Source organism: Olsenella urininfantis, assembly GCF_900155635.1.
In the GTDB taxonomy this organism is placed as follows: Bacteria; Actinomycetota; Coriobacteriia; order Coriobacteriales; family Atopobiaceae; genus Olsenella_G; species Olsenella_G urininfantis.
Genome location: NZ_LT732540.1, coordinates 106,222 through 132,972, shown reverse-complemented (window position 1 = coordinate 132,972; position 26,751 = coordinate 106,222). Strand labels below are relative to the sequence as shown.

Here is a 26,751-nt window from a genome sequence, read left to right as displayed (position 1 = left end):
CTGGACACGGTACAAGGGGTGCAAGTCGCCCTATGGCATCAACTCGTTGTAGAGCGGGTCTCCTTCGCCCACGAGCACATCCCACCACCACTGGGGGCTCTCGACGCCGGAGGCGCAGAGCATGTCCAGGAGCTTGGCTCGGGCATCCGGGGGCAGCTGCTCGAAGTCCTCGCGCATGGCATCGAGCACGGCCTTACTCGTGGCCATCATGTCGTTACAGATCTCCTTCTTCTCGTCCAGGCCGTAGCTCTCCGGCGAGTACAGGCAGAGGTCCGCTCGGAAGTAGGCCATGTCCTCGGCCTGGGTGAGTTGGGTCATCTTGGCTTCGTTCATTATCTTTCTTATCTCCTCTCGATGCCCAGCGTCGTGAATGGTGGCGCTTGGGTGGTACGAATTCCGGTACGAATCATCCAGAAAGGAGCGCTTTCTTTTGAAGCGAAGTGGTGCGCCGATTTCTCTGATACACCACTTCTGAACTGCTGATTCGTTGTGTTTCGGGGTAGAGTGTGAAATACCGTTTCGTTGGAAATTTTATTCCCACTCGATTGTTCGCTCGCACCAACGGCGACGCCCAGGGCGTCTCATAGCTCCCATCATCTTTGCCCTCGCCGAATAAGTGCAGGTACTCATCCCCCATCTCAGCACCGAGAGATGCGATTTTTGTTACAATGCGCCTATTATTTGCCTGAAAAAGGAGCTGCAATGAAACTCAAACGTCGCATCTCAATGCTCACCATGGTGATGATGACACTGCTCGTGAGCGCAGTGCCCATCGTGCTGCCAAACTACGCACGCGCTGCCGGTTCTCAAGATAGAACGGCACTTATCAGCCCCACGTTGAAGGGTGTGGTCTCGCAAAACGGTCAGCCGGTCACTGACACCGTGGACCCCGAAAAGCCCTTTGATGTGAACGTCACCTTCAGCTTCCCCATTATCAAAGACACTATGATTGGCACACCTGCGGCAGGAGGCATCAGAGATGCATCCCAGCAGGTCAACGATGGTGATTATGCAGAGTTCAGCTTGGGCGAGAACTTTAAAGCGACCGAAGCGTCCGGCAACTCCGTTCCCGTCTACCTGCAGGCGCCAGGCAGCCCTGATGACGGCAAGCAGGTTGGCACCATCACGCTCACTCAGGATGGGGACGGCCCTGTCACAGCTCGCATGAACTTCCATGACCCCAACGGGCAGTTTGAGTTTGAAAGCGATGGCAGAAGGGACCTCACGGTCCACTTTACCGGCCATTACCAAGCTTCAGAACAGTCCTCGCAAACGCCCGGCAGCAACAAGCGGTTCGTCAAAGTGCTCGATAAGACCTATCCCTTCCCCACCGTAGAAGAGAAGATCCAGTACAGCCTCACTAAAGCGGGCGCCCTGGACGATGCGTCCACCAAAGAGACCATCACCTGGACAAGCACCGTGAAAAAGACGTCCAGCGCCGGAGCCACCAACCTCGGCGGAGAGACGTTTACCGACGACCTCTCGAAGGTTGGCGAGTACATCGCGGGAAGCTTTACCGTGAATAACCAGGCAGTTAACGATGCCCCGGTCTATGACGCAGCGACCAAGACCGTGACGTACGTCTTCCCCAATGACTTCCAAGGTTCAACCGCCAAGATTAGCTTTAAAACCAAGGTGCCCAACCCTGCAACCACCACCTCGGTGACCAATGAGGCCACGCTCAAGATTCCAAATACCGAAGAAAAGCGGGATAAGACCACGGTTGTCGTGCATCACCCGCTCGAACTCAAGAAAAACCTGCAGAAGATTGACGTCAACAAGGACACTGGCGAGCGCGAGCTCATCTGGACCATCGTTGCCGGCACGCCAAATGAGAGCTACGGACCGGCCTGGGTCGGGGACATCCTCAGTGGGTCGCTTGACGGCCAGGCGGCGCCCAAGCGCGTGGACGTCACCTATGAGCACAGCATGACCGGGAAAGACGGCAGCTGGACGCAAGTAACCGATGTGCAGACGCCCGCTGACCCCACATCATTTCCCAAGTTCCCAGAGGGGGAAAACAAGAAGTGTCCGGACCTATCTGCCTACAACGCAGAACTCTATAATCTCGGCGCCGGGTGGCATGAGCCCACCAAGCCAGTACAAGCACACGATGGGTACAAGCCCGTCGAGAACCGTTGGTTCTTCATCAAGAGTCTCAGTGGCCAGTACCGCATCACCGTCAAGCAGATATATGATGCAAACACTGAGATCGGACCGCTCAAGAATGATGCCGAGATACACACCTGCGCCGAGGTGGTCTATCCCAAGAACCCGCCCGTCTACAGTGGTCTGGCAACCATCGAAAAGCACGCCCTGAAAAGCTATAAACCCACGGTGCTAAACCAGGGGTTGCTGCCATGGTCGGTGACGGTGGACTTCACCAACGTCTTCCCTTCTGACGAGCGCTTTGCCTATGAATGCTTCTATTACGGGAGCGAAGACGCCTTCAATGCAGAGAAGAACGCCCTCCAGGTGCAGGGCTCATTTGACCAGGACCTGCTGAAAAAGCTGATTGCAGGCGAGCGGAACGAGACCTTCTTCAACTTCAATCAGGCGTATGTGCCGGGCTCGCTGAGCTACAAGGACGAGGGCGCCACAGCAAGCCAGCCGGGCACACAGCTTTCCGAGACGGTGCTTCCCATCGTGAATGCCAGCGGCACCAAGGTGGGTGAAATCGTCAAAATCAGCGGGTTCTCGCAAATTAAGAAGTACACCTTTACCCTCAACACGCGGGCACAAAACATCGTCGAGAATCTGCAAAAGACACTGAATGGGTCCTTTGAGCTCAGGTATAAGAACACCGCCGTGCTCGCCGTGGGCAGCGGCGCGACCCTCAAGACCCTCTCCGCTGTCGACAGATACGAACTGCCGGGCAATCTCCTCGACAAGTTCGCCATGGAATATGACGCCAAGCTTGACAATATGGACGATGTCAGCAAGAACGGCTGGAAGAGCTCGTGGCGGGATTTCATCACCGGGATACCTGAGGTGGAGCCCACCAAGACCTTCAACCACAAGGACCGCACCATCCTCTTTCGCATCGACGTGAACCCACAGGGGCTCAACCTGAGCGATTACCTCGCCCAGCTTGGAGGCACCAAGCCTGCGGGCGACTTCACCAAGCTCACGATTCAAGACTCCCTGCAAGACGGCCTCACGCTGGTGCCTGTCGAGGATGGCGGGCCTGACTACTACCTCTATCAGGCCGAGCCGGGCACGCCTGGCTTCATCGACTACGGCGGCGTCGTTATCCCGGGCAGTGCGCCGTTTGCCTCGTTCATGCCTCCAGGAAAGGCTATTAAGAAGCTGACGCCTGACCAGGCCAAGCTTACGTTCGACAAGGCGAACATGGCCTGGACGTTCAAGCAGTACGACGGAACGCCCTACTTCATCGTCATACGCGCCAAGGTATCGGAAGACGTCTTTGAGAAGCTCATGAAGAGCACGCCTCAGGGCGAGGAAGTTACCTTCAAAAACAACGTAACCCTCACCGCAGGCGACCAAAAGCTCGCCTCGGCAACAGGCTCTGCCTCGGTCACCTCCACCATGCTTTCCAAGCAGGCGCCAAAGGTGGTGGGAGACCGCCTTGCGTGGAGCTTCGATTACAAGCCGTTCGACATCACGCTTCACGATGTGGTGCTTAAGGACACGCTGGACAAGAACATCGGCATTCCCATTGACGAAAAGGGCAATGCCGTCTTGGAGAATTTCACCATTCAGCGATCCAACCAGCTGGCCGCAAGTAGCGAGTATGAAAACTACACCCCGGTCACCGTGGTGACCGGCACCCCGCAAGACGGCGAGGTTGGGCTTCGCTATGACGTGCACGAGCACACCATCACCTTCACGCTGCCCGAGACGCCCGAGGGTGCGCTGCCCTATGCCTACAAATTCGAGTATGCGACCATCCTCAAGCCGGTCGATTTGACCGCCGATGTAATTAACAACCACGTCGAGCTCAGCGCCGAGCAGGAGAAGCCCGGCGCCAGCGGCCATGCGGAACTGAAGACACAGGAATACGCCGCCTTTGCCACCATTAAGGATTATCCCTACGCCGTCATCAAGAAGGTCGATGAGCAGGGCAACCCGCTCGCAGGGGCCGTCTTCCAGTACACCGATAACACCGGACAAACCGTCAACTCGTTGAGCGATGCCAACGGCGTGCTCTATGTAATCAAACTTGCCGAGGGCACCACCACCGTGACCGAAACGACGGCTCCCGATGGGTACCTCAGGCTCAAGGAGCCGCTGCAGCTTGAGGCGACCGGCAACGACGTCAAGGTGACGAAGGCGCCCAACAACGCCGAAGGCACGGGAAGCTTCGATAGTCCGCTGCTGGTGAAGAACAAGAAGGTCAAGACGACCACCATCGCCGTCACCAAGCAGTGGCAGAACGACACCCCTGCAGAGCGCCCCTCCTCAATCACCATCGCCCTGATCCGCAATGGCCAGCCCACGGATAAGACGTTGGTTTTGGATGCCGAGCACGGATGGACGGGAAGCTTCGAGCAGCTCCCAGTACTCGATGAGGACGGAAACCCTGTGGTCTATACGGTGGACGAAATCGCCGTCGAAGGGTACGAATCTACCATCACCGGCAACCAGGGGGCGGGCTTTACTATCACCAATACCAAGCCGGGCACGCCAAAGAAGTCTAAGAAGTCGCCCCTCCCCCAGACGGGCGATACCACCAGCACCTATGGTCTGGCAGGATTGGCTCTTACCGCCGCGCTGGGTGCACTCTTCCTGGGGCGTCGCCTCAGCTCAAGCCGCATCAGATAGGCTCAAGGCACCCAAGCATCACACGGCTCGGGCGCCACAGAAAAGCAGGACCGGGAGGGCCCCAAAGGCCCTCCTTTTTTAATATGAGCAGGACATTGTCAAGGGGCAAAATCGGGCCTGGATCCTACCCGCCCGACTTCACCCCCGCCAGGACCGTCATTTTCTACAACGACCGCCAGGATCGGAAACACATCCGCTTCACCGTCGCACACGAGCTCGCACATCTTGCCCTCATGCATCCGAGTACCGACGAGGAAAAATACGAACACGAGGCGGACATCTTCGCCAACTACCTTCTTGTCCCAGACTGGATGCCGTTCGGCCGTCGTGCTAGAAACAAGGCCCGCGGAGTGCTAAAATTTTCAATAGAAAAAGAAATGGGGAAGGTTACCGAGTCCCTCGGACGTAGGCCTAACCAAAGTCTTTTGGTGTCGCTATGCTTTGTGGTGCGTACACCAGGTCTTGGTTGGGCTTGATTTATGAAGGGACAGGCGGCATGGGCTTCTTTTCTCGTTTAATGGGTGGCGCTCGCGAGCAGGCGGACAAGGCCTCCGAGTTTGAAATCCTCGCCCCCGTTTCTGGTGAACTTGTTCCCCTCGAGAAAACCGCAGATCTCGTTTTCAGTGGACGAACCATGGGCGACGGCGTTGCCGTGGATCCCAACGGCAAGACCATCCTTGCCCCCGTTTCCGGCACGGTCGCCGCGCTTTTCCCGACCGGCCACGCCTTTGCCATCTCGTCCGACAACAGCTCCGCCCAGGTCATGGTGCACATCGGCATCGACACCGTAAAACTGAACGGCGAGGGCTTCCAGGCTCTTGTCGCCCAGGGCGACCACGTCGATGCAGGCCAGCCGGTTGTCATAATCGACCTTGCGGCCATTCGCGCCGCCGGCTTCGACCCCACGGTCTTCGTCGTCGTGTGCGAGCGCACCGAGGGCTCCACGCTGCACGAGCGCGCTGCTGGCCCCGTTGCCGCCAAAGAACCTGTCAGCTGGCTTTCCGAGTAGACCCTCACGGAGATTGCCATGATAATCAAGCGCGTTTTCAACAATAACGTTGCGATGATTACTTCCGACGACGGTGCCGAGCTCATCGTGATTGGCAAGGGGCTGTGCTTTGGCCGCCACGCCGGCGACGTCGTCGAGGCTTCCTCCGTCGAGAAGATCTACGCACTGTGCGAGTCCACGGCCAACGACGCCCGCGCCCTCGACCGGCTGTCCAGCCTGCTCGAGTCCATTCCCGTGATTAACCTTGCGATCTCCGAGGACATCGTCGAGATGCTGCGCGAAGAGCTTGACGTGAACATCGACGACGCGATTCTCATCGCGCTTGCCGACCACATCACCCTCGCCCTCGACCGAGAGCGCAAAGGCATCCCCCGCGAGAACCCGCTGCTCATCGAGATTCAGCAGTTCTACCGCAAGGAGTATGGGCTCGCCGGCCACGCGCTCCAGATCATCAAGGATTACCTGGGCATTCAGATGAGCGACGAGGAGCGGGCCTTCATCACCTTGCACATCGTGAACGCCACCATGCCGCAGCGCGCCGACCGCCTCATAGTCTCGGTCCAGCTCGTGCGCGACGTCCTCGCCATCGTCTCCGACTGCTACGCGACGACCCTCGACGACACGTCGCTGCCCTACGAGCGCTTTGTCCGACACCTGCAGTTCTTTGCGCGTCGCGCGCTCGACGGGCTGGAGAACTGCTCGGTCGTGGCGTCCAGCACCAAGGGCTACGTCGACGACCCCGTCGAGCGCGACGTCATCAGGGAGCTCGTCCGCCTCACCGTCGGCACGCTGATTGTAAGGCGAATGCTCTTGTCCAGACTGCGGAAAACGAGGCTCAGAAGGTCAATACTCTTGAGTATGACAGGGAAAAGTTCGAGTCCGCTGTGGGTTTCGCTCTCACACAGACCACTAAGCATGAAGGTTTTCCGTTGGTCGAGGGAGCGCTCCTCGAGGCTGGCGTCGCGTTGATCGTTTTGCCCAAACTTCCAGGTTCTAAAGCTAACGGTACGACAAAGGAACGTCTGGGACTGCGGTGGTTTTTCTGGGCCACCCAGCATCGCCTTTAAACCTTGGGTGCCTTTGGCGGCAAACCAAGACCTTGTCGATGCTGGCGTGGACTCAGATACCAGAAATCACTCGTAAGACGAACGTCGCGATGCCGTCTCAGGCGCTCATCAGGCATGCAGACGAGCTCATCAAGGCCAATGCCATCCCAGCTCTCCAGAAGGGAAGCTCTCCCTTGAGCCCGCCGAAGAACCCTTCGGCGCGAGAGTTATCTGCCGAGCGGCCTTTTCTAGACATCGATCTTATGCTGTGGTTCTTTTCACAGATTGCTATCCATTCTGACCAGCGATAATGCACTCCGCAATCGCTATGGAGCCTAGTCCTTCATCTCAGAAAGAAGGAGCCGTGGAGGATGGCTCTTTTTTCTTGCCAAGGTACGCAAACACGCCGGTATTCAGGAACTAATGCCAAAGATCATACGCGAATTCGTAGAGCGCATAGAAGTTTTCAAACCAAGGTAAATTAGCACTCACAGGATGCAGAGGATGCGTGTCGTAGGGGGCTGCATTGGTGAGTTTATGCCACCACAAAAAAGAAAGACAAAAAACGGTATAGTCGCATTTCACGACTATACCGTTTATTTCGGGATTACAAACTCCCTAAGTTGCGCTGTCTGGCCTATTGGTTGTTATTTTTCTCAAGCCCCAATGCTAGTGCCAAAAGAGCAGATCCTATTAGCGCCATAGCACCTACATAGAATGAGGTACTCATTGCATCGCCAGTTTTTGGTAGAACACTTGCACGAGAATTTGTCCTCTCATTCTCTGAGTTGACCGGTTCTGCCTTAAACGTCCAGGAGCCCGTGATGGTCGCGTCCCCGTCGCCCATGGTGCCGTTGTTCGGGTCGGTCCAGCCGCTGAAGGTCCACGTGCCCTTCTTGCCGTCCTTCTCGCCCTCTGCCGTGTCGCCCGCCTTGTAGGTGGCGTCCACGTCGTAGTGGTCGCCGGCGTAGTAGCTGCCTGTATCTTTCGGAACAGCCTTTCCCTCCGGTGCCTCTCCACCCCAGTTATAGGTCACTGTATATGTAGGGAGTTCATACACAACGGCTATTTCATGGTTTTTATCGAGATTCGTAAAGGTATAGCTACTTGGATGCTGAGATATATCCGCTTCCGCGCCATCAACGGTTACGCTCTTTAGCTTGTAACCATCCTTTGGTGCATAGTTTATGGTCTTGTTGTCTCCCTTATACGCATCACAGCTCGGATCAATGGTTCCGTTTGTTACGGATGTAGTGATTTTTAGCTTGACCCGGCCCTCCTTCCAAATTGCTGTGACTTGCGTATCTTTGTCGACCGTAATCTCAGTGCCTGGCGCTAGTTTCTTGCCATTCACTTCCCAAGTGTCAAATTCCTGATTTTCAGGGGCAGTGAAAGCATTACTCAAAATCTTGTATTTTGAGCCCTTGTTTAGCTTCTTGCCTTTCATTTCGCCGGTGCCGCCGTTACCGTTGTAGCTAACAGTGGCAGTTTCGAGAGTCTTGCTTGCCAGATCTGATTCAAGCTCTTCAGTGTCACCCTCAAGACCACCATTGTCTTTTGCTTTTGCCGTAATGGTGTCGCCAACAGCTAAATCTTTAATCTCCAGGGTTACTACCCCAGTATTCGCATCAACCGTTGCGCCATCCGATGTCCACGTGGTCTTACCTGTAGCGTCTACGGTTCTCGTTGCGGTGACGGTTTTCTCCGCTCCCGATTCGTCCTTATACGTAATCGTGTAGGACGCCAAGTCGGTATCATCACCTGCGTTTTCATAGGCAGGCGGGGTAATGGTGACTTTTCCATCGTCGGTATTAACGGCAATCTTGGGAGAATCAGGTTTTAGATTCTTCACCAAATCTTTAGCAGGGAATTTAGTGACTTTGGCTCCATCGTTTAGTTTATAGGTTCCATCGGGATTTTTTGCATATATCGGTTTGTAGTTACTATCCCAATCAACAACCACATCATTAGGGCTGATTATTGTAACGTTTCCGTCTTTATCAAATTCGATGAATGCAGGTGTACCGTCATTATCTCCAGTTCCATCCGGGAGTTTAGATACGCCATTTACCGTATTGGCATCTCGAACAGCTTTATCGATGGCTTTTTTATCGTCATCAGTTAGCTTTTTGGGATCTCTTACGTCCACTTTTTTGGGAGTTGTTATTACCGGCTCAGACTTCGCGCAAGAACGGAATTTATGCGGCTCTTTGACAGCGATACCGAACTCTCTTCCGAGTTTTAAATCGTTAACCTTATCCTTGATTGGGAAAGTAACTGTTGTGCCGTTAACGGATACTGCTTGAGACATCTCTTCTGAGTTAGATTTGTCCACTTTACAGCTTCCGTTTTCGCAAAAATTATTGTCCTCATGATCCGTAAATTCTTTGACAAAATAAAATTTTGTACCTGCGGCAACCTCTTTATCAAGAGTAACGATAATCTGTCCGTCTGTTACCTGGACTTTTTTTATTGTCGGAGCAGCAGATGTTTCCGTTACCTGTTTGATCTTTAGGTCCGTGGCTTCAACTTTTCCGGAGGTTGATCCATCGGTATAGGTCACTTCATAGTAGGCATGGTTCGTGTAATCGATAGAGAATTCAACTTTCTTAATGTCTTTCGCAATGTCCGGATTGGCTTTCTTCAGCATTTCAATAGCTTCTGCTTGCTCATCTTTATTTACAAGGTTGGCGTCCGGGTGTTCAATCCAGATTTCGCCGGCGGGCATTGTGAGCGTTGTCTGATTTGCCATTGATGGCTCAGCATTTGCGGTCACCACATCAGAGGTAGCGCCATCCAAAGTTTGATAGGCAGTGACGGTATCGCCTGCCGCAACAGTAACGCCGCCAGGTAGATTTACCGTCCAACTAGTTCCACTTTTAGGGGTAACGGAAACAGTGGCTTTTTCGTTACCGTTCTTATCTTTTAGGGTCACATATACAGTCGATCTTACAGTCTTTTTGCCAACTCTTTTTCGTTGTACATTAGCGCCAGAAATAGTTGTGGCATCGTAAAAGACTTTGCCAATGGTCGGTGCCGGTAAAGTTGATTGGCGCACTGGTTGATCAACAATCTCCGGCCCGATCTCTAGATCCTCGCCCTGTTCCTCGTTGGATTTGATACTTGATGGTTCTTCCTTTACAGGAGGAACAATTTGATTTTCAGGCTGAGGTTCGTCTTGCAAGTTTTTGGCATACGTAATTGGTGCCTCGGACATGGATAAAATCATCAAGGACGCCAACACGAGCGAGAAAAATCTGATAACGTTTTTATGCTTCATTATAATCATAATTATTTTACCCATCTACGCTATAGCGTTGGATTTTCCTTTCTCTGACGTTTTCTATCAATTTGATTCATCCAGTATAATTTTTTTACAAAGCACCGCAGATTTGTTGTCCCCTTTTGAGCATTACTTACCTCTTTCATTGCCGGTGAATCAGTCACCCAACTCTAGCGATTTATAAATATGCGTTCTAATCATATGCTCATCACATCTCAATTGTGGCATCAATTTTCTTCTTAGCAAAATAGTGCACTCGATTCTTTGCCATTTTGGCTCTTATTGACATTTGGAGCTGCGGCGGTCTTTCTGGACCATCCAACATTGCCTTTAACCCGAAGCTTGATATCGAAACTATCCACGATGGCCTCCAGGTGGGCTACGGCTGTGCGCGCTTTGTCCAGGACGGAACGGTTAAACGCCCCGACTACGGCTCAAGGACCCTTACCGAATATGAGACGCGCATTCTTGCCTTTTGTTCCGTGAGGAAAGATGGTCGCGTTGTCTGTGCTTAGAGCAAGATAGCCAGCGGGATTGCCGTCCCAGTGGCTATCGGTTGGTGTGGGGTGCCCACGCCTGATCACATCGGGAAGCATCTCACACCAGCCCTTGTCTGCCATTGGATTTGCCGATGTTCGGCGGAAAGGACTGGTGAAAACCATGTCCCATAACGCGTGCCCCTATCAGGGCGCGCGGCGCGAGCATGCGGGCGCCCGCGGCCACGGCCGGGCGTCCCGATGAAGCGCCGCAGGAAAGTCACCCTGCCCGACGGAAGCACGGGCTGCCAGGAAATCGACCTGCGCAAGAAGCTCAACCTAAGCTACCTGCGCTACACCAACATGCTGGGCGGAGATATGTGGATCTGCTGCCTCCTCGACATCCGAAGCGAACGACCTGCCCGACGGCCTCATGGACGTGCCGCAGGTCGCGAAGCGCTTTATTCCACTACGCTTTCAACCCAATCGACGAGCGCGTCGTAGCCTACCGACCCATCCGCAACACCTACATGACCTTGAGGAAGGCTGCGTGGTCAGGCCTGAAGCCAATGCCAGACATCCTGAGGTATGTGCCAAGTAGGGCGGCACCCGTTCTCTTGTTGCCATCGAAAACTTTCTGACGGAGGTCGAGCGGGCGGGAGCGGGCAACGCCAAGGAAGACACCCTGCATAACTTCCAGGACCGCGTTTTCTCCGGCTTCGGCGATGGAGCTCCGGCGGAATCGGGCCGCCTGTTCGCCTCCAGGAGCCACATCCTCTCCTCGCGAGGCGTGCCATACGACGCGACCCGCTACGAGGCTGAGAACCTCAATATTTTCAAGGGCGCGAACCACCGGTTCGCGACCCTCGGCCACGACCCGGTGCTCGGCCTCGTGTTCGGAACCTCGAACATCATGACGAACAGCATCACCTGCGTGAAGGACGCCAACGTCTTCAGGACCGGCGCGCGGATCCCCGCGACCTACTCGGTCTCCTACGACGCTTTCGGGAAGAACCCGCTGATCGGGGGCGCCCGCCGGGACCGTGGAGATGCTGGTCGCGGCGGGAAGGCGCGTCGTGAGCGAGCCGGATGCCGCCGCAGCGGCCCTGATCAAGCAGCTAATCCACATCGGCACGGACCTCTACACGCCGTGCGGGATACAGATCCCGTTCGCCAGCCTCGTCCTCAACAAGGCGCACACCGAGGCCCTCACCAGAAACTCTCGCGTTTCTCGAACGGCTCGCCTCAATTTTCAAATGGCGCGTCTACGACCCCGAAACACTCGGAAAAACAGATAGGTACGGCAACCAGCTCACGATGCTGCGCTGGTACACCGTATTGCTTACACAATGGATGGAAGGTCACGGACTCCGTTCGATCATGAGCCGTGCCCTCAGGTACCGCCTACAGCAAGGGACGCTCTACATCAAAGGGCAAGGAGAGATCCGTTACGAGAGCACGCTCCAGCACCGCAACATCGTCATCAGTGAAATCCTGAAAGTTCTTGAAGATGTCATCCTCTTCAGTCTGTCGAACTACTTCCTCAAATTCTCCAACGAATACAAGAAGGTCCACGGAGTAGAGCAGTTCGACAATGACTGGTACGGCTACATCGAGTACGGCACAACGAAACAGGAAACTATTCTTCTCCAACGACTCGGATTCACCCGCGAGAGCGCCACCTACATTCGAACCAACGTCTCCAATGCAGTCTTCCTTCACGAAGGAAAGCCCTATCTGAACCCGATTCTCCTCGAAAGCTCGAACATCAACGTCCGCAAAGAAGCCAACGAAATCAGATACAACGTGCCAGAAGCCTTCTCGATGCCAGATTTTATGTTCTAGCCCCGCACTAGGTACCAGCTAACGCAAGCCCACCAGCAGACCCCCTCAACCAGAAACGTGCACCAATCCAACGGGAAGATCGGGGACGAGCGCCCGATTACTGAGCCTCCAGCACGCCAGCGAACAGCCCCAGAAACAACAAAATACCTGTTCAAAAGGAGTTTAGGAACTCACGCGGCTTTTATCATTTTCGACGTCTATGTCTCGACATAGATAAAATCTTTGACGTAGGCTTTAATCTTAGCAAGAAGAACAGCAATGGGCTGGGGCTCTATATAGTTAGTAGTCTTCTAAAAACTACAAGATTAAGCATAGAGCAACCCAAGGCGATTCAAGTTTTAAATTTGAAATAGAGTTAAATAGATAAGGAGAAAAAATGTTTATATTAGAATTATACCAAGATGGAATGAGCACAGAGCTAGGACTATTTGACACCATAGAAGAAGGAAGAAAATTTGTATCTCAACTCAAAGGATACAAATTTGAAGAGATAGACGGATTTGAATACGAGACTGTAAAGCTAGATTCAATCTCAGACTACATGGAACTAGAAATAAATGGCAACGTAGTACCACTAACTAAGTTTATGTTTACAGAAGATGGCGATGTAGAAGTATATTGGAAAGAAATTCCAAACCTATCTAAAAAAGGAAAAGGAATCGTAGACGGTGCAACTAGAGTGGATGCCTACACAGTAGCGAATTCAGATTTAAGAGAATATATCGAAGCGAGAGATAATAATTATTTAGAAGTAAAGAAAAATCTAGAAAAGAAGGGCTACCAAGTAGAAAGAGCCTACTTCGGATCAGAAGACGGAGAAGCAATCCTATTTAGAAAAAAAGATTCAGAAGATTGGCACTTCTTAACCCATATGGATCCAGAATTCACAGAAGAATTTGATTTAGATAAATGTTTAGAAATGGTAGAAGAAGATAACTAAATTAAAAGCTATAAGCAACCACTCGGTGGTTTTTTATTTCTAAATTATATTTTTTCAAAAAACACTTAAGATTTTACCTAAGTGCTTTTGAAGAGGCAACAGGACGGGCTTTTTTTCGTTCGCCAAATTTGACTCCTACAATTCCGATACCAATACCACCAGCAAGGAGTGAGCCTTTATCCTCTTCGTCGATACGCCGTCGACCTCGCGGCGCCGATCTTTTCTACGACGCCTTCGTCTTGGAGCTTTGCGAGGATTCGCTCCAAAGTGCGTTGGCTCATGTTCGGGTTGGAATCCATGATCTCGCGCTTCGTCGCCGTTCCGACCAGCCTGTCGAAAAACGCTCTGATGGCCTCCTCGTTTCCGACTGGCAGAGTCGCAATCGAGAATCTGCTGTCGAGCTCCCTGTAGCAGGCGATTACTACCCCCAGCATGTACGTGACGAATGGGACGTAGTCGTTTTCGCCGTCCTGCCAACCCGAAGAGCTTGCCTGCAGGGCCTCGTAATACGTTTTTTTCGATCCCTCGATCTCCTTCTCTATCGAGATGTATTTCCCCACGTCGTACCCGTTTCGATACATGAGCAGCAGCGTAAGCAGCCTGCTCATGCGGCCGTTCCCGTCGTTGAAGGGATGGATGCTAACGAAGTCGAAGATGAAGACAAGCGACACGAGCAAGGGGTCGTACGCCCTGGCGTCTATCTGCCTCGAATATTCGGAGCAGATCCTTTCGACGGCGGCGGGAGTGCTGGCGGCAGAGGTGGGGACGAATCGGGCGACCAGCTTTCCCTCGGCCGTGCGTTCGGCGATCACGTTGTCGGCATCTTTCCATCTGCCGGCGTAGGAATCGCCGGAGAAGCGATACAGGTCGCGGTGGAGCTGGAGGATGATGTTCGGCGTGACGGGGATGTTGTCGTGGCTCTCGTGGATCTCGTCAAGGACATACCGGTAGCCTGCAATCTCCCTCTCGTCGCGGTTTCTCGGATCCGTCTTGTCTGCCATAAGCTCGCGCAGGCGTTTGTCGGAAGTGGAGATGTTCTCAATCCTGTTCGAGGCGCCTGTGCTTTGGATCTTAGCAACCTCGATCAGCGCCGAGAACGTTTCGGGGCTGGTTGCTGAGAGCGAAGCGGTCTTCCCTTTGAGCTCGCGGATATCCCCGAGAGCCGATACCACCTCTGGGACCATAAGCATGCCAAGCGTACTTCCGTATTCAAACTGCGCCATAGCATCTCCGCCATCCTGACATTATTCTCGCCACATCTGTCATATCTGACGAAGATACTCTACCATTGTCGAAGATATAGGTAAAAGACTCAGTATGTTGGGCGAAAGGATAGAGTGCTGTCCGGTTGCGCGTTTGTTGCGTTAGGACGCAGAATGCGCATGGCGGGACAACGGATAGTCCTTGCCATCCAATAAGGCTCAAGCATACTGGGAATCCCACATGAACCTGAAGACTGCCTTGATGAGCCACCTGATGAATCCTGAAATGCACTTACCAATCAACTTCATCCATATCACCCCAATCCTCTGAAACGACCCTCTTGTTACCCTTCTCGGGCTGGGCCTCGGTCGTGCTCAGCGCGTATTCGACCACTTCTGCCGGCATCCCTGGGGTCGCCGGAGTTTCTTCTTTCAGCTCCAACGCCATGAAGGCATGCAGCTTCGCTATCCGCTCCAGGACGCCGTCGTTGGAGGCTCCGATCCTCATGAGGGCAGCGGATTCGAACTCCCTCATGTTGCAGACCGAGTCGTTGATCCTTGCCATCACCATCTCTCCATCGATGGTCACATCACACAGGCTTTTGGCCTCGTCGGCTGTCGCAAGCAGGAACTTCCATCCTCGAGAGCGTCTGGCCACCGGGATTCCTGTCGAGCCTTCCCTGTACTCGGCCTTGGCTGCGTAGTAGTTGGCCACCAGCCAAAGGCCTTCCTCCTCGATGCCATTGAGGCAGACCTCGAAATCCTTGAGCATGTTCTTGCCGTCAAAAGGTGCGCTTGCGCCGTATGCGGAGGTGTCGAACACGTCTATCCTCCCGCCTGGGTACGTGATCCTCACGTTCATCGCTGGTTCCTCCTTCGCTGTTGCTCGCGCAGGAGCATCTCGTTCTGGTCGACGAGGTCGATGGTCGAGGCCACCACGTCGAGGCTCTCCCCGGCGGCGTAGGAGACCTCCTCCACGGGGGCGCCGCCGTAGAGCAGATCGACCGACGTGCGCCGCTCGGAGGCGGCCCGGTCGTAGAGGCCGAGAAAGTGTCGCGGCCCTTGCGGACGCCTGCCGGCGTGCGACCCTGCGCGTCCAAGGAGCACCGGGGCGGGTATTCGGATCAAAGGGGCGCAGGCGTGCGGCATGGGATCGAGCATGGGCGCCAAGGCTTCCGGGCATGGGATGCGATTCGTCGGCGGTGGCAGGCGCGGTCGCGAGGGTTGACGTCGGCGACGTCGCGACGAGGACGATTACGCGTTCTCGCGCCTCGACGCTGCGGTCCGAAACGGGACGGCCTCTCTCACGCCGCTCGCGGCCGATAGCGGAAGCCAGTGCTTCTACAACTGCAACGCCCTGGTTGGTGGTGCTGGCACAGCATGGGCGAGCTCGAAGACAGCCTACACGTACTTCCGCATCAACACGGCATCGACACCGGGGTACCTCACGACTAGCGCCTAAATACCAACTTGATTGCATCCTTCGCAACAGGCAGGGCTTTGTCCTTAAGCACAGGGACAACCGTGTCCTTTGCTGCCACTACGACAAGACTGCCTACTGTCAAGATCCCCACGCCGACTTGCTTCACCCTTTCGGCTGCTACGCCTTTGTGGTATTCGCAAACTGGCAATTTGGAACCTTCGGGAAGCTCCTTTTTGCAGATGATACATTTCGCAGCCATTATTGCTCCTGGCCTTCTTCCGCTTCTTCCGTTCCCTCTTCGCCTTCGATTAGCTCTTCTTCGGCAATCTCGGCAGGGACGTCATCCAATAGCCCGGCTGGCTCGTCGGGGCTTTCTATCTCCAGCTTTGCCACGGAACTTGAGATTTCAACGAAACCTTTAATGATATCTTCCCGATTGCCCTTGCTGTATGAGTTGAGCAGACGCAAGGTCTGCGTCTCATCAAGCTCGTTGTCCAAAATGAATTGCTTGAATTGCCCGAGCGCTGCATTGGCGGCCTTCGGCTCCTCGAGAACGCGGTAGGCAGCGTATTCTGTCTTCGCCATTAGAGCGATCACCGTGAGGTCGACCATTGCCGTGTTGGCGGCCTTGCCCCAATCCTTCGCTTTCCCCTGCTTGCCCATTGCCAACGAGAGTTCTGCTTTGAAGTTCCCCTCAAGCGTACATCGTGCCTGAGTGGCAGACGAAGCGATATTGAGAATCTTCATCTCTCGGAGTCGAGTGTCTTCAATGAGCATAGCCTGCTGAAGCTGCTGCCAAGCGCTTTCCGCCAAGGCGATCCTATCCGCTTGGTTTTCGATGCGCAGAGCCTCGACGTTAGCGGCGACTGCCTCGATCGCATCCATGATATTCGCCATCATCGCCTGCATTTGAATATCGATGACTGGCTGTGTCATATCCCGTGGCAGCTCTTCGGCCTTTAGTCGCACCTGCTCCACAATGCGACCGGTCTCCTTGCTCCTGAGCGTCGGAAGAAGAGCGCCCGTTTTCTTCTCGACGTTCAACACGAGCGCGCCTCTTTTCATCATTCCCTCGGCTGCCGCTGTGAAATCCGCAACGTATTTTTTGTCGCCACGTCTGATGAGCTTTTTGATGACATCGTAGATAGCTGGAGCGAATCGTGCCATATTATCGGCATCCGCGAAAAACCTTACGAGAGCTTCGTTTTCCCATGCTGGGATTAGGCTCATCCCATTGTCAAACACCGAGGCTTCCGGGACCGTTACCCTAGGCACGACCTTGGCGGGAGGCAGCGAGCTAATAGGCACCAAGGAACCGGGTCGTCTCCTCCTACTCCCTCACCACCGGAACCCAGAGCTCCATCCTGTAATCCAGCGCTGACATGTCGCCCGGGCCGTACACCTCGAAGTCCGGCGCCCCGGAGTGGCGCAGGCCCCGCTCCGGCAGGAAGGACTCCATCACGTAGCGCCAGCCCTCGTGGATGCATTCGGGCACCGGTCCCGTGAGCGACACCACGGCGTACTCCGCTGGGGCGACCTCCAGCACGTCCAGCCCCAGCTCCCGCGCCGCATCCGCGTCCGCGGCGTCGTACCCTGCCAAGTGGTTGATGGTGTCCGCGCCCTCGATGCCGTAACAGGCCCCAAAGCTCTGGCCGCTGCCGAGCGCCACGAGCGCGTCCTCGTCCCAGCCCTCGAGAAGGGCATCCCACACCGCCGGGCACTCCGCGCTTCCGATGGCCTCCCGCCCAAGACCCGCAACCGTGAAGGCCGGCTTGCGCTGGATGCTGATCCTCATCTCTTCTCCTCCCCTGACGCTGAGCGTCAGACGCAACTTGGACATGACCCGGAAGGGCCGTCCATCCCTGACCTCGGAGGGGGTGCAACCGTGGAACTCCCTGAACGCCGCGCCAAACGAGTCCGGCGAGGCAAAGCCGTAGCGCAGGGCGACGTCGATGACCCTTGTACCGGAGTCGCGCAGCTCGAATGCCGCCTCGGTGAGCTTGCGCCCACGGACGTACTCCGACAGCGTCATGCCCGTGAAGATTGAGAAGACCCTGCTGAGCGCCGCGCGCGAGTATCCCGACAGGCGGCGCAGCTCCCCCTCGTCCGCGCCCTCCGTGAGGGTCGCGTCGATGTGCCCTACCGCCCGGTTGAAGTCCTCCATCACGCCCATGCCCACCTCCTTGGTCAGCACGATATCGCCTCGCGCGGTCCCTTGGCCCTAGCTGGCCCGCACGGGTTTTCTCGGGTGCGGGTGCTGCTGGTTGCAGGATAAGCGAACGCCCCCCATGCAGACCCATGGGGAGCGCTCGCCGAAAGTCATTCCTTGCCTGCGTGTCTAGCGGGCTGTCGGAACGGGACAAGGGCGATTTTGCCTCTCTGCACCCGCGTACGCGCAACCAACCGGAACAGTCAGGCCCTACTCGACGACGTGACCGTCAAGCTTCTTTCTCACCGCGAGGGCAAGCGCACCTATGCCGGCGGCGATCGTCAAGCCCAGAGGCGACTCGTCCCCCGTCCCAGGGAGCAGGCGCTTGTCGCCCGAACGGCCTCCCTTGCCTTGGGTGCCATTGCCAGGGTCCTTTGGGGAGTGATCGTCCTTCCCAGAGATGGGTGCCACGACCCCGCCGTTCGTCGTGTCGTCGCCCTTCGTGTCGTCGCCCTTCGTATCATCGTCCTTTGGCGTGCTGGGCTCCTTGTAGTCGGGGTCCGTCGCACTTGCCTTGAGGGCGGGCTCGCGATCCTCCGCAAAGCCGTTGTCGGTCGAGAGGGACTCGATGAAGCCCTGTGCGAATATCGCGACCGGCTTGAGCTTGTCTGCCACCGTCGTCTTCGCACCATCGGAGGCAGGCAGGGGCATGGTGAGCAGAAGCGTGGGAAGCCCCTTGAGGGCCTTCACGATGTCGAAGCTCATGCCCATCCCCGCGAGCTCCTTGATGAGCTCCACGATGGTGGGGTTCATGGGGTCCTTGGCAATCGAGACACCCGTCGTCATCGCGCCGGAGAGCATGATGAGCGCGAACTGCATCGTGGTGTCGGAGTTGCCCTCGGTGGGGACGCCGCGCTCGGTCGCGATGATGTCCGTGATATTGGTCGCGACGTCACCGAGCTTCTTGTAGAGCGCCGACCCCACGAGCCGCTCGTCCACGAACGCGGGCCATGCGCTTGTGATGGCCGCCGTGAGCAGGGCGATGAGGCTGCCGTCCGTGGTCGACGAGCCGGCAGCCCGCATAACGCCAGCATGCATCGAATGAGGGCTGCCATCATGCACGTTGAGCAGAGCCCCATGCGCCTCTGGGTCCTTCTCCGCCAGCGCCTGCGCCGCAGCGACGAACCATGCCTCGGGGGCCTCGTTGCCATAGGTATGCAGCGCGTAGGCGGTGCTCGCGAGGTCCAAGAGCGCGTGCGTCGCGTCCACCTTGGAGTCCGCCAGGGCACCGAGCAGGCGAGAGATGAGGTCGCCCACGAGGGACCTGCCCTCGGGGGTCTTGAGGTTCTCGTCAAAGACGGCGCAGACGCGGTCGATAAGGCCGTCTATGCCCTTGGGGCCGATAACGAACGACAGGCCGTTCTGCCCCTGCTCGTCGGTGGCAAGCCTGACAACGGACTCCTTGGTGTCAAACCATGCCTTGAGCTTGCCGGGGAGCTTGTGCTTCATCAGCGTGTCGATGCGCTCTTCCTTGGAGGTGGGAAGAATCGTCGCCGCAAGGCCCAGCAGCTTGCCGGCAAGCCCGTCAGCGGGAATGCCCATGAGGGACGCAATGGCCTCCTTCGTGCCACCAGCCTCGGCGATCTTGCCGAGCAGCATCGAGGCGCCCATCGACTCCCCCACCGTCGTCACGACGTCGCGGGTGAGAAGGTGCTTGCGTCCGTAGGCGGTGATGTCCGCGATGCCCGCACCCGTCTCGGCATCGGTGAAGCCGACCGCGCCAAGCGAGTGGCACGGCAGGAGCAGGTCCACGTTCAGCGTTGCGCCAGACCTCGACAGCTCGACCGTTCCCTGACGCGTCTCGGAGGGGTAGGTCGAGGTCGCGCAGGTCTCGATGTCGTAGATGGTGTTCCCCGCAGCCGAGGTGAGGCTCATGACGTCGTTGGCGTGCATGTGCCCGGTGAGCACGCAGGAGATACCGGCGTCGGCGTAGGCGGAGGCGATCCTCTGGTAATCGTCCACGAGGTACTCGCCCATGACCCTGGGCTCCATGGAATAGTGGGGGGCAATGCCATGGTGCTGCATGGCAATGACCACGTCGCCCGCCTTACGGGCCTTCTTGGCCTGCTCGCACACCCAGGCGAGGAGGCTCTCCCCCACCATGCCGCCCGTCTCGTGCTCATCATCCGCGGCATGCGTCTGGTCTGCGCTGTACTTGCAGGAGTCCACCGCAATGACGGTAAGGCCCTTGCACACGCGCGTCACGTACGAGAGTCCCCCTCCCTGGCCCAGCTCGGTGCTGTAGCGCGTGATGGGAGTCGCAGGGTTCTGATACGTGAGCTCCGCATAGATGTCAACGAAGTCCTGCGGTGAGGTATGGGTGGTGGGCTGGGCGGACCCGACCGAGAAGTCCATGGCGTATGAGTTGTTGACGTCGTGGTTCCCGTTGATCACCAGGACCTGGGCCTCTATGCCTTTCTTCTGGAGACGTGACAGCGCGGCCTCGAAGCGCTGGGCCACCTCCTCGTGACAAAGCCTCTCGCCATCCTTGGTGAGGTCACCGGGTACGAGGATGAGCTGTGCGCCAAAGGCGACGGCATCCTCGAGGGCCTTGTCCAGGATCGCCCCGCTCTCTCGAAACATCTTGCGGTCGGAGTTTGCCGCGTGTATGAAGTCTTCGCACTCCGAATAGAGGGAGCTCGAGAGGAGGTGGATGTCAGAGAGAACGACAGTGCGTAGGGACGTGAGGCCCTTGTCGCTCGCGTCGTTGGCGGTGGGGGCGGCGAGTGCCGCACACGGTGCTGCCATGCTGGCAAGTCCCGCTCCTGTACCGAGAAGGGCGAGATGGACAAATCCACGACGCGAGAACGAGAGTGGCTTGTCGCCTGGTACGCTGTCTGCCTGCTGCATCTATGACCTCCATAACCGGTTGAATCAATGGGACGGCGAGGCGCCTGCCGCACCGCTATGGATTGATTTTCGCGTCTGAATGTCAGCCGAATAACAAGGCAGAGTAAGGTTTCTTTAGGAATGTGTTAGGGAGCCGCGCGCCGCGCTAGCTACCAAAGCCGTGCGCGCCCACGAGCAGGAGCATTTCATGAGTTTACATGAAACAGGATACTGACCCTGATATACCCGAGTCCCCCATCGGTCCTTGTAAGTTCCTCGTTGCTCTCGGCAGTCACACATTCGCAAGGCACATAACCACATGCGCATACCAGACGCCCATTTGATGCTAGGCAGCGAAAGATTTACCCAAGGGTGCTTACGCCGTGAATAATCCGGTGAATTGGACCGATTGGGGGCGTGTGGAGTGGGGTCCGATTTATCAAAAACGCGCAGCGTTGCTGAAACGCAGGTTATAGCCCTCTTGCACGTACAACTCGCCGAGAGGCACACGTGGTTGGTTGAGACAGAAGGGACAGCAGAGGCGCTCCGAGAGTACTGACAAGACATGCGTTCCATCTCGACAGGGCCTATATAAACGCAAGTTCAGTGGTCACACAGGAGCGCAGCCACACCATTGCTATCTCGCTTGGCGACAAACGTTGTCCGTTCCCTCTCATTGAGATGAAAGGAGGGATGCCCGACGCAGAAGGTTGCGCTAACGCACGCAAAGCACCGGCTAGCCTATCGGCAAGCCGGTGCTCGAGCTAACTAGGACATAAGGGGTCTAGTCGTTGTATACGATCGCGTTTTTAATCACAGCACCAGAAGCGTGTTCCAGAATGGCCTTCTCGGTTTCTTCGATGGGATACTCATTCTGCACGAAGATCTCTTCGGGAAACTGGCCCATCTTGATGAGCTCAAAGGTGGCGTTTACATACATGGGAGTGGTATGGAAAACGCCCCTCACCGTAATCTGACTGTAGTGCATGAGGCCAGCATCCAGCTTGACCTCCGAGCCCTTGGCAAGACCGCCAAAAAGCAACACGAAGCCACCTGGACGAGCCATATGCATGGCGGATTCCCAAATGGAAGGCAGGCCGGTGGCCTCGATGGCCACGTCAACGCCGCGACAGTCGGGAGTCAGACCCTTTACTGCCATGGCTTGGTCTTGGTCATCCTTGGTAGGGTTGTAGGTGTCAATGGCGCCAAGCTTTTTTGCGGCCTCAAGGCGAGCATCGGATACGTCAACTGCTATTACGTGAGCGCCACGCAGAACACACATGCGCACAAAACCTAAGCCAATGGGACCGCATCCATTAACAACCACGTAGTCGCCCATCTCGATTGGGCAGTTGGCGGTGCCGTACACGGAGCAGGCCATCGGTTCAAGCAGGGCCGCCTGCTTGTAGGACATGGTCTCGGGCAGGGAGAACATGTTCATCTCTACGACGGGCGCCGGAATTAGTTGATACTCGGCATAGGCACCATGGTCGAACTGGTTTTGAATCAGGCTCTCACACATGGATTCCTGACCATGCTTGCAGTAGTAGCAGTGACCACAGGGGGCTGAGTTGTGCGCGACAACACGATCGCCGACCTTAAACTTCTCCACCCTGTCCCCCACGGCATGCACAATGCCGGAAGCCTCATGACCAAAGCCAAAAGGGGGCTCATAGCGATACCCACGCTTATACGTCTTCACATCGGTTCCACAAGGTAGCGTGACCTTGTTTTTAATCACGACCTCGCCAGGCCCAGGCGTGGGAATCGGCGCCTCCTCCACACGGATATTGCCCGGTGCATTATGGCGCAGTCCGAGTGATTCTGGGAAACGGGCGCGCAGCGAATCAACGCGCACCGTGCCGCGTAGGCTGCGAGTCATCATAGCTCGCCGGAGTGATCGTTATACGCTCTCGGCACGCCCAGCTTCGCGCCGACACCCTCGACGAGATACCGGAGGTCCTCGAAGCCCGAAGGGTACTGGCCCTCCCCGTCGAGGAGGAAACGCCTCTTGTACCCCTCGCGCTCGATAGCGAAGTGCCAGCTCTCCTGATCGGTGATGAGGTAGCCGCGATTGACCTTGTACTGCGGTCTGCGCCAACCGAGCACACCGATCTGCTGGAGCGCCGCGTCGAAGGACTCGGCTTCGTCCCTGCTCATGGTGCCGGAGAAGGACGAGGGCTCGCCGACCAGCTCGACGGTCACGTCGTAGCCGCCGTCTTCGCGCCTCTGGAACGCATAGTCGCGCACCATGCTGCCCACCATGCACATCCAGCCGAGTTCGAGGCGTTGTATGCTTCCGCGGCCGTTCGGCGGGACCGCCGCGTTGCTAGTGCCGTGGAGCGCCTTCACGGTGAACTCCAGGTTGTAGGGCAGGCCGACGACCATGTTCTCGTGAGCGGACATGTCGAGCCGATAGCCCCGTCTGGCGCATTCTTTTCGCAGGGCATCGTCCAGCCCGAACATGTCGACGTCCTCGCCCTCGCATCCGCATTGGGCGGCAAGCCTGGCGGTGGTCGTCTGAGCGCCGATGCCCATCTCCTCGATTCGGGCTACCATCGAATTCAACAGCTCGTTCTCATAGGGCTTCACAATCGTCCTCCTACAGTTCTTTTCTTATCGTTCTCATACTTCTCGCGGCAAGCGAACAGCTGCCACAGCAGGTCGCAAGACGGCCGCCCTCGGCTCCTCGGCGAACCATTGCCCTATCCGACCGTGCGGGTCGTCGCGTACCTGATGAGGCGCCGCGCCTCCGTGAGCGGGTGCTCCGGGAAGAGCGCGTCGAACTCCGGCTGCTCCGACTTGTTGGCGAGGAGGCCCTTGCCCCAGCCAGCGTCGTAGGGGTCGCACGCCCACCCGTCGGGCGCGCTGCCGCCGACCTGCGCGAACATCGAGTAGACCGTCGAGTCCCGGACTCCGGTCGCGCCCGACTCGTCGAAGAAGCCCCGTATTCGGACCGGACGCTTCGAGCTCCTCATATCGAGCACGAGCGCGTACTGGACCCCGGACGGTTCCTTCGCGGTCTTGACGATGCTGTACACAAACCGGCTGCCGCTGCTGCCGCCGGACCTGACCTCAACGATGCCCTGATCGTCGCTGAGCGAGCCGCGTATGCCCGACACCACCTCGTCCGTGTCGTCGCAGGGCATCTGGGAGTCGCCGTCGATGGGGTACGCGAGCACAATGGCCTGCGAGGACGCACTCCTCATGGCGAACGCGCGGGTGCCCTCGGGGTCGTCCGGCATGGCATCGACCTCCCGGTACGTGGCTGGCATCGTCACGACGGCGCCGTTCGCGAGCTCGTAGCCGACGGCATCCGGCTCGACGTAGTCGGCGACGCTCGAATCGACGTCGACCGGAACCGCGGACCCTTCCTCGCCCTCGGCCTCGTAGTGGTCGAGCGCCAGCCCGAAGTCCTCTTCCAGGTCCTTGAGGATCGAGTCGAGCGTGGCGCCTCCGCACGAGATGGCGAAGTTCCTCGCAGGAGTCTCCGGGGTGACGGTGTCCCACACGGTCACGGGCCTGGCGTCGGGGATTCCGGCCATGCCGAACACGTGCGCGGCTCCCTCCTCCCCGAGCCCGGTGAGGGTGACCACCTTGTACTGGTCGAGGGAAATCTCGGCCCGGGCCTCGGGGGAGAAGAACCCAAAGGTTACGAGGCCCGTATTGAGCAGGGAGTCGCGGTTGCGGAACAGGAGCGCGAACGCCTCTTCTCCGGTGAGCCTGCCCGTGAGGTAGACCTTCCAGTGCAGGGGGTCGCCCTCGGCCTTGCGGAGCCTGCCCTCCTCGTCGGCGGTGCACGGGACCTCGAGGAAGAACCCGAGCGGCATGCCGTCGAGCGCGACGATGAAGGAGACGAGCACGATGAGCAGCTTCTCGTAGGAAACGCTGCCGACGAACGTCTCGCCGTCGCGGTAGTAGCCCTCGGTCACGCACGCAGGGTCGCCCGGTTCGACTCCCGCAGCGAATCTGAAGCCTTCGCTAGTGGCGGCGAATACGGAACCGTCCTCGCCCCGCGCGAGCAGCCCGTCCGCGACGCAGCGCTCAATCGCCTTGGAGAGCACGTTTTTTATGCGGGAAGCGGCCCTTGCGTAGCCGAACGTGCCGGCTACCTGCGAGACGGCGTCACCGGGTTGGAGTGCGAAGCCGTACGGGAGGTCGTGGAGGATGGCGTTTCTTAGCTCCTCGAAGGCGATGCAGTCGACCTGTCGGTCTGCGTTCACCCTGAAGGCGGTGTACGATGCGGGGTCCTGGCCGACCTTCCAGACGAACTCGCGCCCGTTCCACTCCGTCGAAACGTGGGGCAGGCGGGAGAGCACCTCCTCGTTCTTGGCGAGCACATTCCTGCCGCTTCTGCCAATGCCGAAGCCCGCCCGAACCCGGTTGAAAAGCCACGTCTTGTCGATGGGCGCCTCCGACTCGACGATCGCGCGCATCCTCTCGGCAATCTCATTGTCGCACCGCCCGCCCGCGTACTCCTCGGCGGAGACGCTGGTTTCCTTGGGCTTGCAGGTCACGTAGGGCTCCCCGTGCGGCCTATCATCTACGGCGACTTCCTGGGAGCCAGCCGCCGGCTCGTCGACGGTCGCCCCGGTTCCGTCCCCCGCATCCGCCCCCGCACCCGCCCCGGCGGTCACCACCGCAGCCGCGGGCGAGCTCGTCATCTACCGCAAGCTCTACGGAGACGGCTCCCTCTGGGCACGCCCCAAGGAGATGTTCCTCTCGCCGGTCGAGCGCGAGAGGTACCCCGACGTCGCACAGGATCTACGCTTCGAGCTGGTCGAGGGCCTGCCTGAGGTGGCCGCCGAGTAGGCTCCCACGCGAGCGCAGGTGAAATCTAACTCTGGTTCTTCGGGGTCTTGTCGGCATCCTCGCGCATGGATTGCGCAAGCAGCTCGTCACCGTCCTCGAAGCCGTGGACGAGACCGTAGACGAGCATGATCAGCTGCACGAATATGCAGCTCCCCAATGGCGCGATGATGAGAAGGAGCGGCCCTTCGATGTCTCCCGAATAGCCAAAGGCCACTAGGTTGGACAGGTCAACAAGGAGCCTGAGAATCAACAGGCCGTACGCCGCAAGGGGAATAACGGCCGCAGGTTTGAAGACGCGGTACGCCCCCTTGCACAGCACGAAGAGCACGTGATGGGCAAAGACCCAGACGAACCAGAATCCCGAGAAGAGCACGAAGATGGCAACACGGGTCCCGAGGTCAGGAAAGTCGTTGTCGAGGACGCATGCGAGCGCAAGCAGGGCCGTCCCCACAAGAGAGACGGCAAGGGGCACGCGAATCGACCCCTTGCGGCCGAATGCCTCTCGGACGTATTGCATCTCTGACTCGCGCGGCACCGTATACATGACTGCTCCTGACGACATGACACTTCTCTCCCGATGCTAGGTCTGGCGAGAAGTGCCCAGTGCCGCAAGACCCATTCCTTACGAAACGCTTTCGCACGAGGATAGCGCCAACATCGGCTCGATGGAGTCGGGACCTGGCATGGGTCACGGTGGGCGCACAAAAAATTTTTCCATTGACCCTCACGTTACGTCAGGGGTTACAACTGATGGCGAATGGAGTGCCGAATGTACAAGATCCAGGAGGCAGCCCGAATCGCCTGCGTGTCGGTCAGGACACTGCGACACTACGACCAGATCTAGAAGGGCGTTTTTCGCAGCGGGATCCCTCGCCGCTATAGGAGCGCTCGG

At 57.2% G+C, this 26,751-nt stretch carries 22 protein-coding genes; 9 read left to right on the top strand and 13 right to left on the bottom strand.

Going from position 1 to position 26,751, the window contains the following annotated elements; genetic code table 11:
- Positions 1 to 30 precede the first annotated feature (30 nt).
- A complete protein-coding gene (locus tag CZ375_RS00605) occupies positions 31 to 333 on the bottom strand; it encodes a hypothetical protein (protein WP_077597405.1) in 303 nt (100 codons plus the stop codon).
- Positions 334 to 702: 369 nt separating this feature from the next.
- On the opposite strand from CZ375_RS00605, the gene CZ375_RS00600 reads away from it, so the two are divergent.
- From CZ375_RS00600 to CZ375_RS08495, 5 genes are all read left to right on the top strand, one after another.
- Positions 703 to 4,785 carry a Cna B-type domain-containing protein gene (locus CZ375_RS00600; protein WP_159438320.1) on the top strand — a complete coding sequence of 1,361 codons (4,083 nt, stop codon included), beginning with the start codon at positions 703 to 705 and terminating at the stop codon, positions 4,783 to 4,785.
- 83 nt (positions 4,786 to 4,868) lie between these two features.
- A complete protein-coding gene (locus CZ375_RS08500) occupies positions 4,869 to 5,261 on the top strand; it encodes an ImmA/IrrE family metallo-endopeptidase (RefSeq protein ID WP_077597403.1) in 393 nt (130 codons plus the stop codon).
- The gene (locus tag CZ375_RS00590; protein WP_077597402.1) at positions 5,222 to 5,794 is read left to right on the top strand and encodes a PTS sugar transporter subunit IIA; all 573 of its coding nucleotides are present in this window, start codon (positions 5,222 to 5,224) and stop codon (positions 5,792 to 5,794) included. Before CZ375_RS08500 ends, CZ375_RS00590 begins: the two co-directional genes overlap by 40 nt.
- A gap of 18 nt (positions 5,795 to 5,812) precedes the next feature.
- Entirely contained in the window at positions 5,813 to 6,763 is a 951-nt protein-coding gene (locus tag CZ375_RS00585) for a PRD domain-containing protein (RefSeq protein ID WP_077597401.1), read from the top strand.
- Positions 6,764 to 7,185: 422 nt separating this feature from the next.
- On the top strand, positions 7,186 to 7,320 hold the full coding sequence (locus tag CZ375_RS08495) for a DUF4368 domain-containing protein (RefSeq protein WP_143803095.1): 135 nt from the start codon (positions 7,186 to 7,188) through the stop codon (positions 7,318 to 7,320).
- Between the two features lie 157 nt (positions 7,321 to 7,477).
- Here CZ375_RS08495 and CZ375_RS00570 read toward each other — a convergent pair whose 3' ends face one another.
- Positions 7,478 to 10,129 (bottom strand): SHIRT domain-containing protein, encoded by a 2,652-nt coding sequence (locus CZ375_RS00570; RefSeq protein WP_143803036.1) that lies wholly within the window; start codon positions 10,127 to 10,129, stop codon positions 7,478 to 7,480.
- A gap of 731 nt (positions 10,130 to 10,860) precedes the next feature.
- On the opposite strand from CZ375_RS00570, the gene CZ375_RS08300 reads away from it, so the two are divergent.
- The 3 genes from CZ375_RS08300 to CZ375_RS00550 all read left to right on the top strand — a co-directional run bounded on the left by CZ375_RS08300 (position 10,861) and on the right by CZ375_RS00550 (position 13,384).
- Positions 10,861 to 11,103 (top strand): hypothetical protein, encoded by a 243-nt coding sequence (locus tag CZ375_RS08300; protein WP_200799664.1) that lies wholly within the window; start codon positions 10,861 to 10,863, stop codon positions 11,101 to 11,103.
- Positions 11,104 to 11,916: 813 nt separating this feature from the next.
- Positions 11,917 to 12,444 carry a hypothetical protein gene (locus CZ375_RS00555; RefSeq protein WP_200799662.1) on the top strand — a complete coding sequence of 176 codons (528 nt, stop codon included), beginning with the start codon at positions 11,917 to 11,919 and terminating at the stop codon, positions 12,442 to 12,444.
- Between the two features lie 376 nt (positions 12,445 to 12,820).
- Positions 12,821 to 13,384, top strand: a complete 564-nt coding sequence (locus tag CZ375_RS00550) for a hypothetical protein (RefSeq protein WP_077597397.1) — start codon at positions 12,821 to 12,823, stop codon at positions 13,382 to 13,384.
- A 176-nt stretch (positions 13,385 to 13,560) separates the two neighbouring features.
- On the opposite strand, the gene CZ375_RS00545 is transcribed toward CZ375_RS00550, so the two are convergent.
- The 10 genes from CZ375_RS00545 to CZ375_RS00500 form a co-directional block, all read right to left on the bottom strand.
- Positions 13,561 to 14,607 (bottom strand): Fic family protein, encoded by a 1,047-nt coding sequence (locus CZ375_RS00545; protein ID WP_077597396.1) that lies wholly within the window; start codon positions 14,605 to 14,607, stop codon positions 13,561 to 13,563.
- A 271-nt stretch (positions 14,608 to 14,878) separates the two neighbouring features.
- Entirely contained in the window at positions 14,879 to 15,448 is a 570-nt protein-coding gene (locus tag CZ375_RS00540; RefSeq protein ID WP_077597395.1) for a hypothetical protein, read from the bottom strand.
- Positions 15,445 to 15,693 carry a hypothetical protein gene (locus tag CZ375_RS08055; RefSeq protein WP_234966770.1) on the bottom strand — a complete coding sequence of 83 codons (249 nt, stop codon included), beginning with the start codon at positions 15,691 to 15,693 and terminating at the stop codon, positions 15,445 to 15,447. The genes CZ375_RS00540 and CZ375_RS08055 overlap by 4 nt, the downstream gene beginning before the upstream one ends.
- Before the next feature lie 344 nt (positions 15,694 to 16,037).
- Positions 16,038 to 16,268, bottom strand: a complete 231-nt coding sequence (locus tag CZ375_RS00530; protein WP_077597394.1) for a hypothetical protein — start codon at positions 16,266 to 16,268, stop codon at positions 16,038 to 16,040.
- The gene (locus CZ375_RS00525; protein ID WP_077597393.1) at positions 16,268 to 17,320 is read right to left on the bottom strand and encodes a hypothetical protein; all 1,053 of its coding nucleotides are present in this window, start codon (positions 17,318 to 17,320) and stop codon (positions 16,268 to 16,270) included. The genes CZ375_RS00530 and CZ375_RS00525 overlap by 1 nt, the downstream gene beginning before the upstream one ends.
- A gap of 19 nt (positions 17,321 to 17,339) precedes the next feature.
- Positions 17,340 to 18,203, bottom strand: a complete 864-nt coding sequence (locus CZ375_RS00520; RefSeq protein ID WP_234966769.1) for an AraC family transcriptional regulator — start codon at positions 18,201 to 18,203, stop codon at positions 17,340 to 17,342.
- A gap of 225 nt (positions 18,204 to 18,428) precedes the next feature.
- Entirely contained in the window at positions 18,429 to 20,966 is a 2,538-nt protein-coding gene (locus tag CZ375_RS00515) for a metallophosphoesterase family protein (RefSeq protein ID WP_159438318.1), read from the bottom strand.
- 865 nt (positions 20,967 to 21,831) lie between these two features.
- A complete protein-coding gene (locus tag CZ375_RS00510; protein WP_234966768.1) occupies positions 21,832 to 22,932 on the bottom strand; it encodes a zinc-dependent alcohol dehydrogenase in 1,101 nt (366 codons plus the stop codon).
- On the bottom strand, positions 22,929 to 23,639 hold the full coding sequence (locus CZ375_RS00505) for a hypothetical protein (protein ID WP_077597391.1): 711 nt from the start codon (positions 23,637 to 23,639) through the stop codon (positions 22,929 to 22,931). The genes CZ375_RS00510 and CZ375_RS00505 overlap by 4 nt, the downstream gene beginning before the upstream one ends.
- Positions 23,640 to 23,752: 113 nt before the next feature.
- Positions 23,753 to 25,711: a DUF3320 domain-containing protein gene (locus CZ375_RS00500; protein ID WP_077597390.1), complete on the bottom strand. Its 1,959-nt coding sequence runs from the start codon at positions 25,709 to 25,711 to the stop codon at positions 23,753 to 23,755.
- On the opposite strand from CZ375_RS00500, the gene CZ375_RS00495 reads away from it, so the two are divergent.
- A complete protein-coding gene (locus CZ375_RS00495; protein ID WP_077597389.1) occupies positions 25,710 to 25,859 on the top strand; it encodes a DUF1653 domain-containing protein in 150 nt (49 codons plus the stop codon). The two genes, CZ375_RS00500 and CZ375_RS00495, sit on opposite strands and share 2 nt — an antisense overlap.
- A 25-nt stretch (positions 25,860 to 25,884) precedes the next feature.
- On the opposite strand, the gene CZ375_RS00490 is transcribed toward CZ375_RS00495, so the two are convergent.
- Positions 25,885 to 26,421, bottom strand: a complete 537-nt coding sequence (locus CZ375_RS00490; RefSeq protein WP_143803034.1) for a hypothetical protein — start codon at positions 26,419 to 26,421, stop codon at positions 25,885 to 25,887.
- Positions 26,422 to 26,751 lie beyond the last annotated feature (330 nt).

Coding starts and splice junctions, on each gene's coding strand:
- CZ375_RS00605 (WP_077597405.1), bottom strand. CDS start 333: ATGAACGAAGCCAAGATGACCCAACTCACCCAGGCCGAGGACATGGCC.
- CZ375_RS00600 (WP_159438320.1), top strand. CDS start 703: ATGAAACTCAAACGTCGCATCTCAATGCTCACCATGGTGATGATGACA.
- CZ375_RS08500 (WP_077597403.1), top strand. CDS start 4,869: ATGAGCAGGACATTGTCAAGGGGCAAAATCGGGCCTGGATCCTACCCG.
- CZ375_RS00590 (WP_077597402.1), top strand. CDS start 5,222: ATGCTTTGTGGTGCGTACACCAGGTCTTGGTTGGGCTTGATTTATGAA.
- CZ375_RS00585 (WP_077597401.1), top strand. CDS start 5,813: ATGATAATCAAGCGCGTTTTCAACAATAACGTTGCGATGATTACTTCC.
- CZ375_RS00570 (WP_143803036.1), bottom strand. CDS start 10,129: ATGATTATAATGAAGCATAAAAACGTTATCAGATTTTTCTCGCTCGTG.
- CZ375_RS08300 (WP_200799664.1), top strand. CDS start 10,861: ATGAAGCGCCGCAGGAAAGTCACCCTGCCCGACGGAAGCACGGGCTGC.
- CZ375_RS00555 (WP_200799662.1), top strand. CDS start 11,917: ATGCTGCGCTGGTACACCGTATTGCTTACACAATGGATGGAAGGTCAC.
- CZ375_RS00550 (WP_077597397.1), top strand. CDS start 12,821: ATGTTTATATTAGAATTATACCAAGATGGAATGAGCACAGAGCTAGGA.
- CZ375_RS00545 (WP_077597396.1), bottom strand. CDS start 14,607: ATGGCGCAGTTTGAATACGGAAGTACGCTTGGCATGCTTATGGTCCCA.
- CZ375_RS00540 (WP_077597395.1), bottom strand. CDS start 15,448: ATGAACGTGAGGATCACGTACCCAGGCGGGAGGATAGACGTGTTCGAC.
- CZ375_RS00530 (WP_077597394.1), bottom strand. CDS start 16,268: ATGGCTGCGAAATGTATCATCTGCAAAAAGGAGCTTCCCGAAGGTTCC.
- CZ375_RS00515 (WP_159438318.1), bottom strand. CDS start 20,966: ATGGCAGCACCGTGTGCGGCACTCGCCGCCCCCACCGCCAACGACGCG.
- CZ375_RS00510 (WP_234966768.1), bottom strand. CDS start 22,932: ATGATGACTCGCAGCCTACGCGGCACGGTGCGCGTTGATTCGCTGCGC.
- CZ375_RS00500 (WP_077597390.1), bottom strand. CDS start 25,711: ATGACGAGCTCGCCCGCGGCTGCGGTGGTGACCGCCGGGGCGGGTGCG.
- CZ375_RS00490 (WP_143803034.1), bottom strand. CDS start 26,421: ATGTCGTCAGGAGCAGTCATGTATACGGTGCCGCGCGAGTCAGAGATG.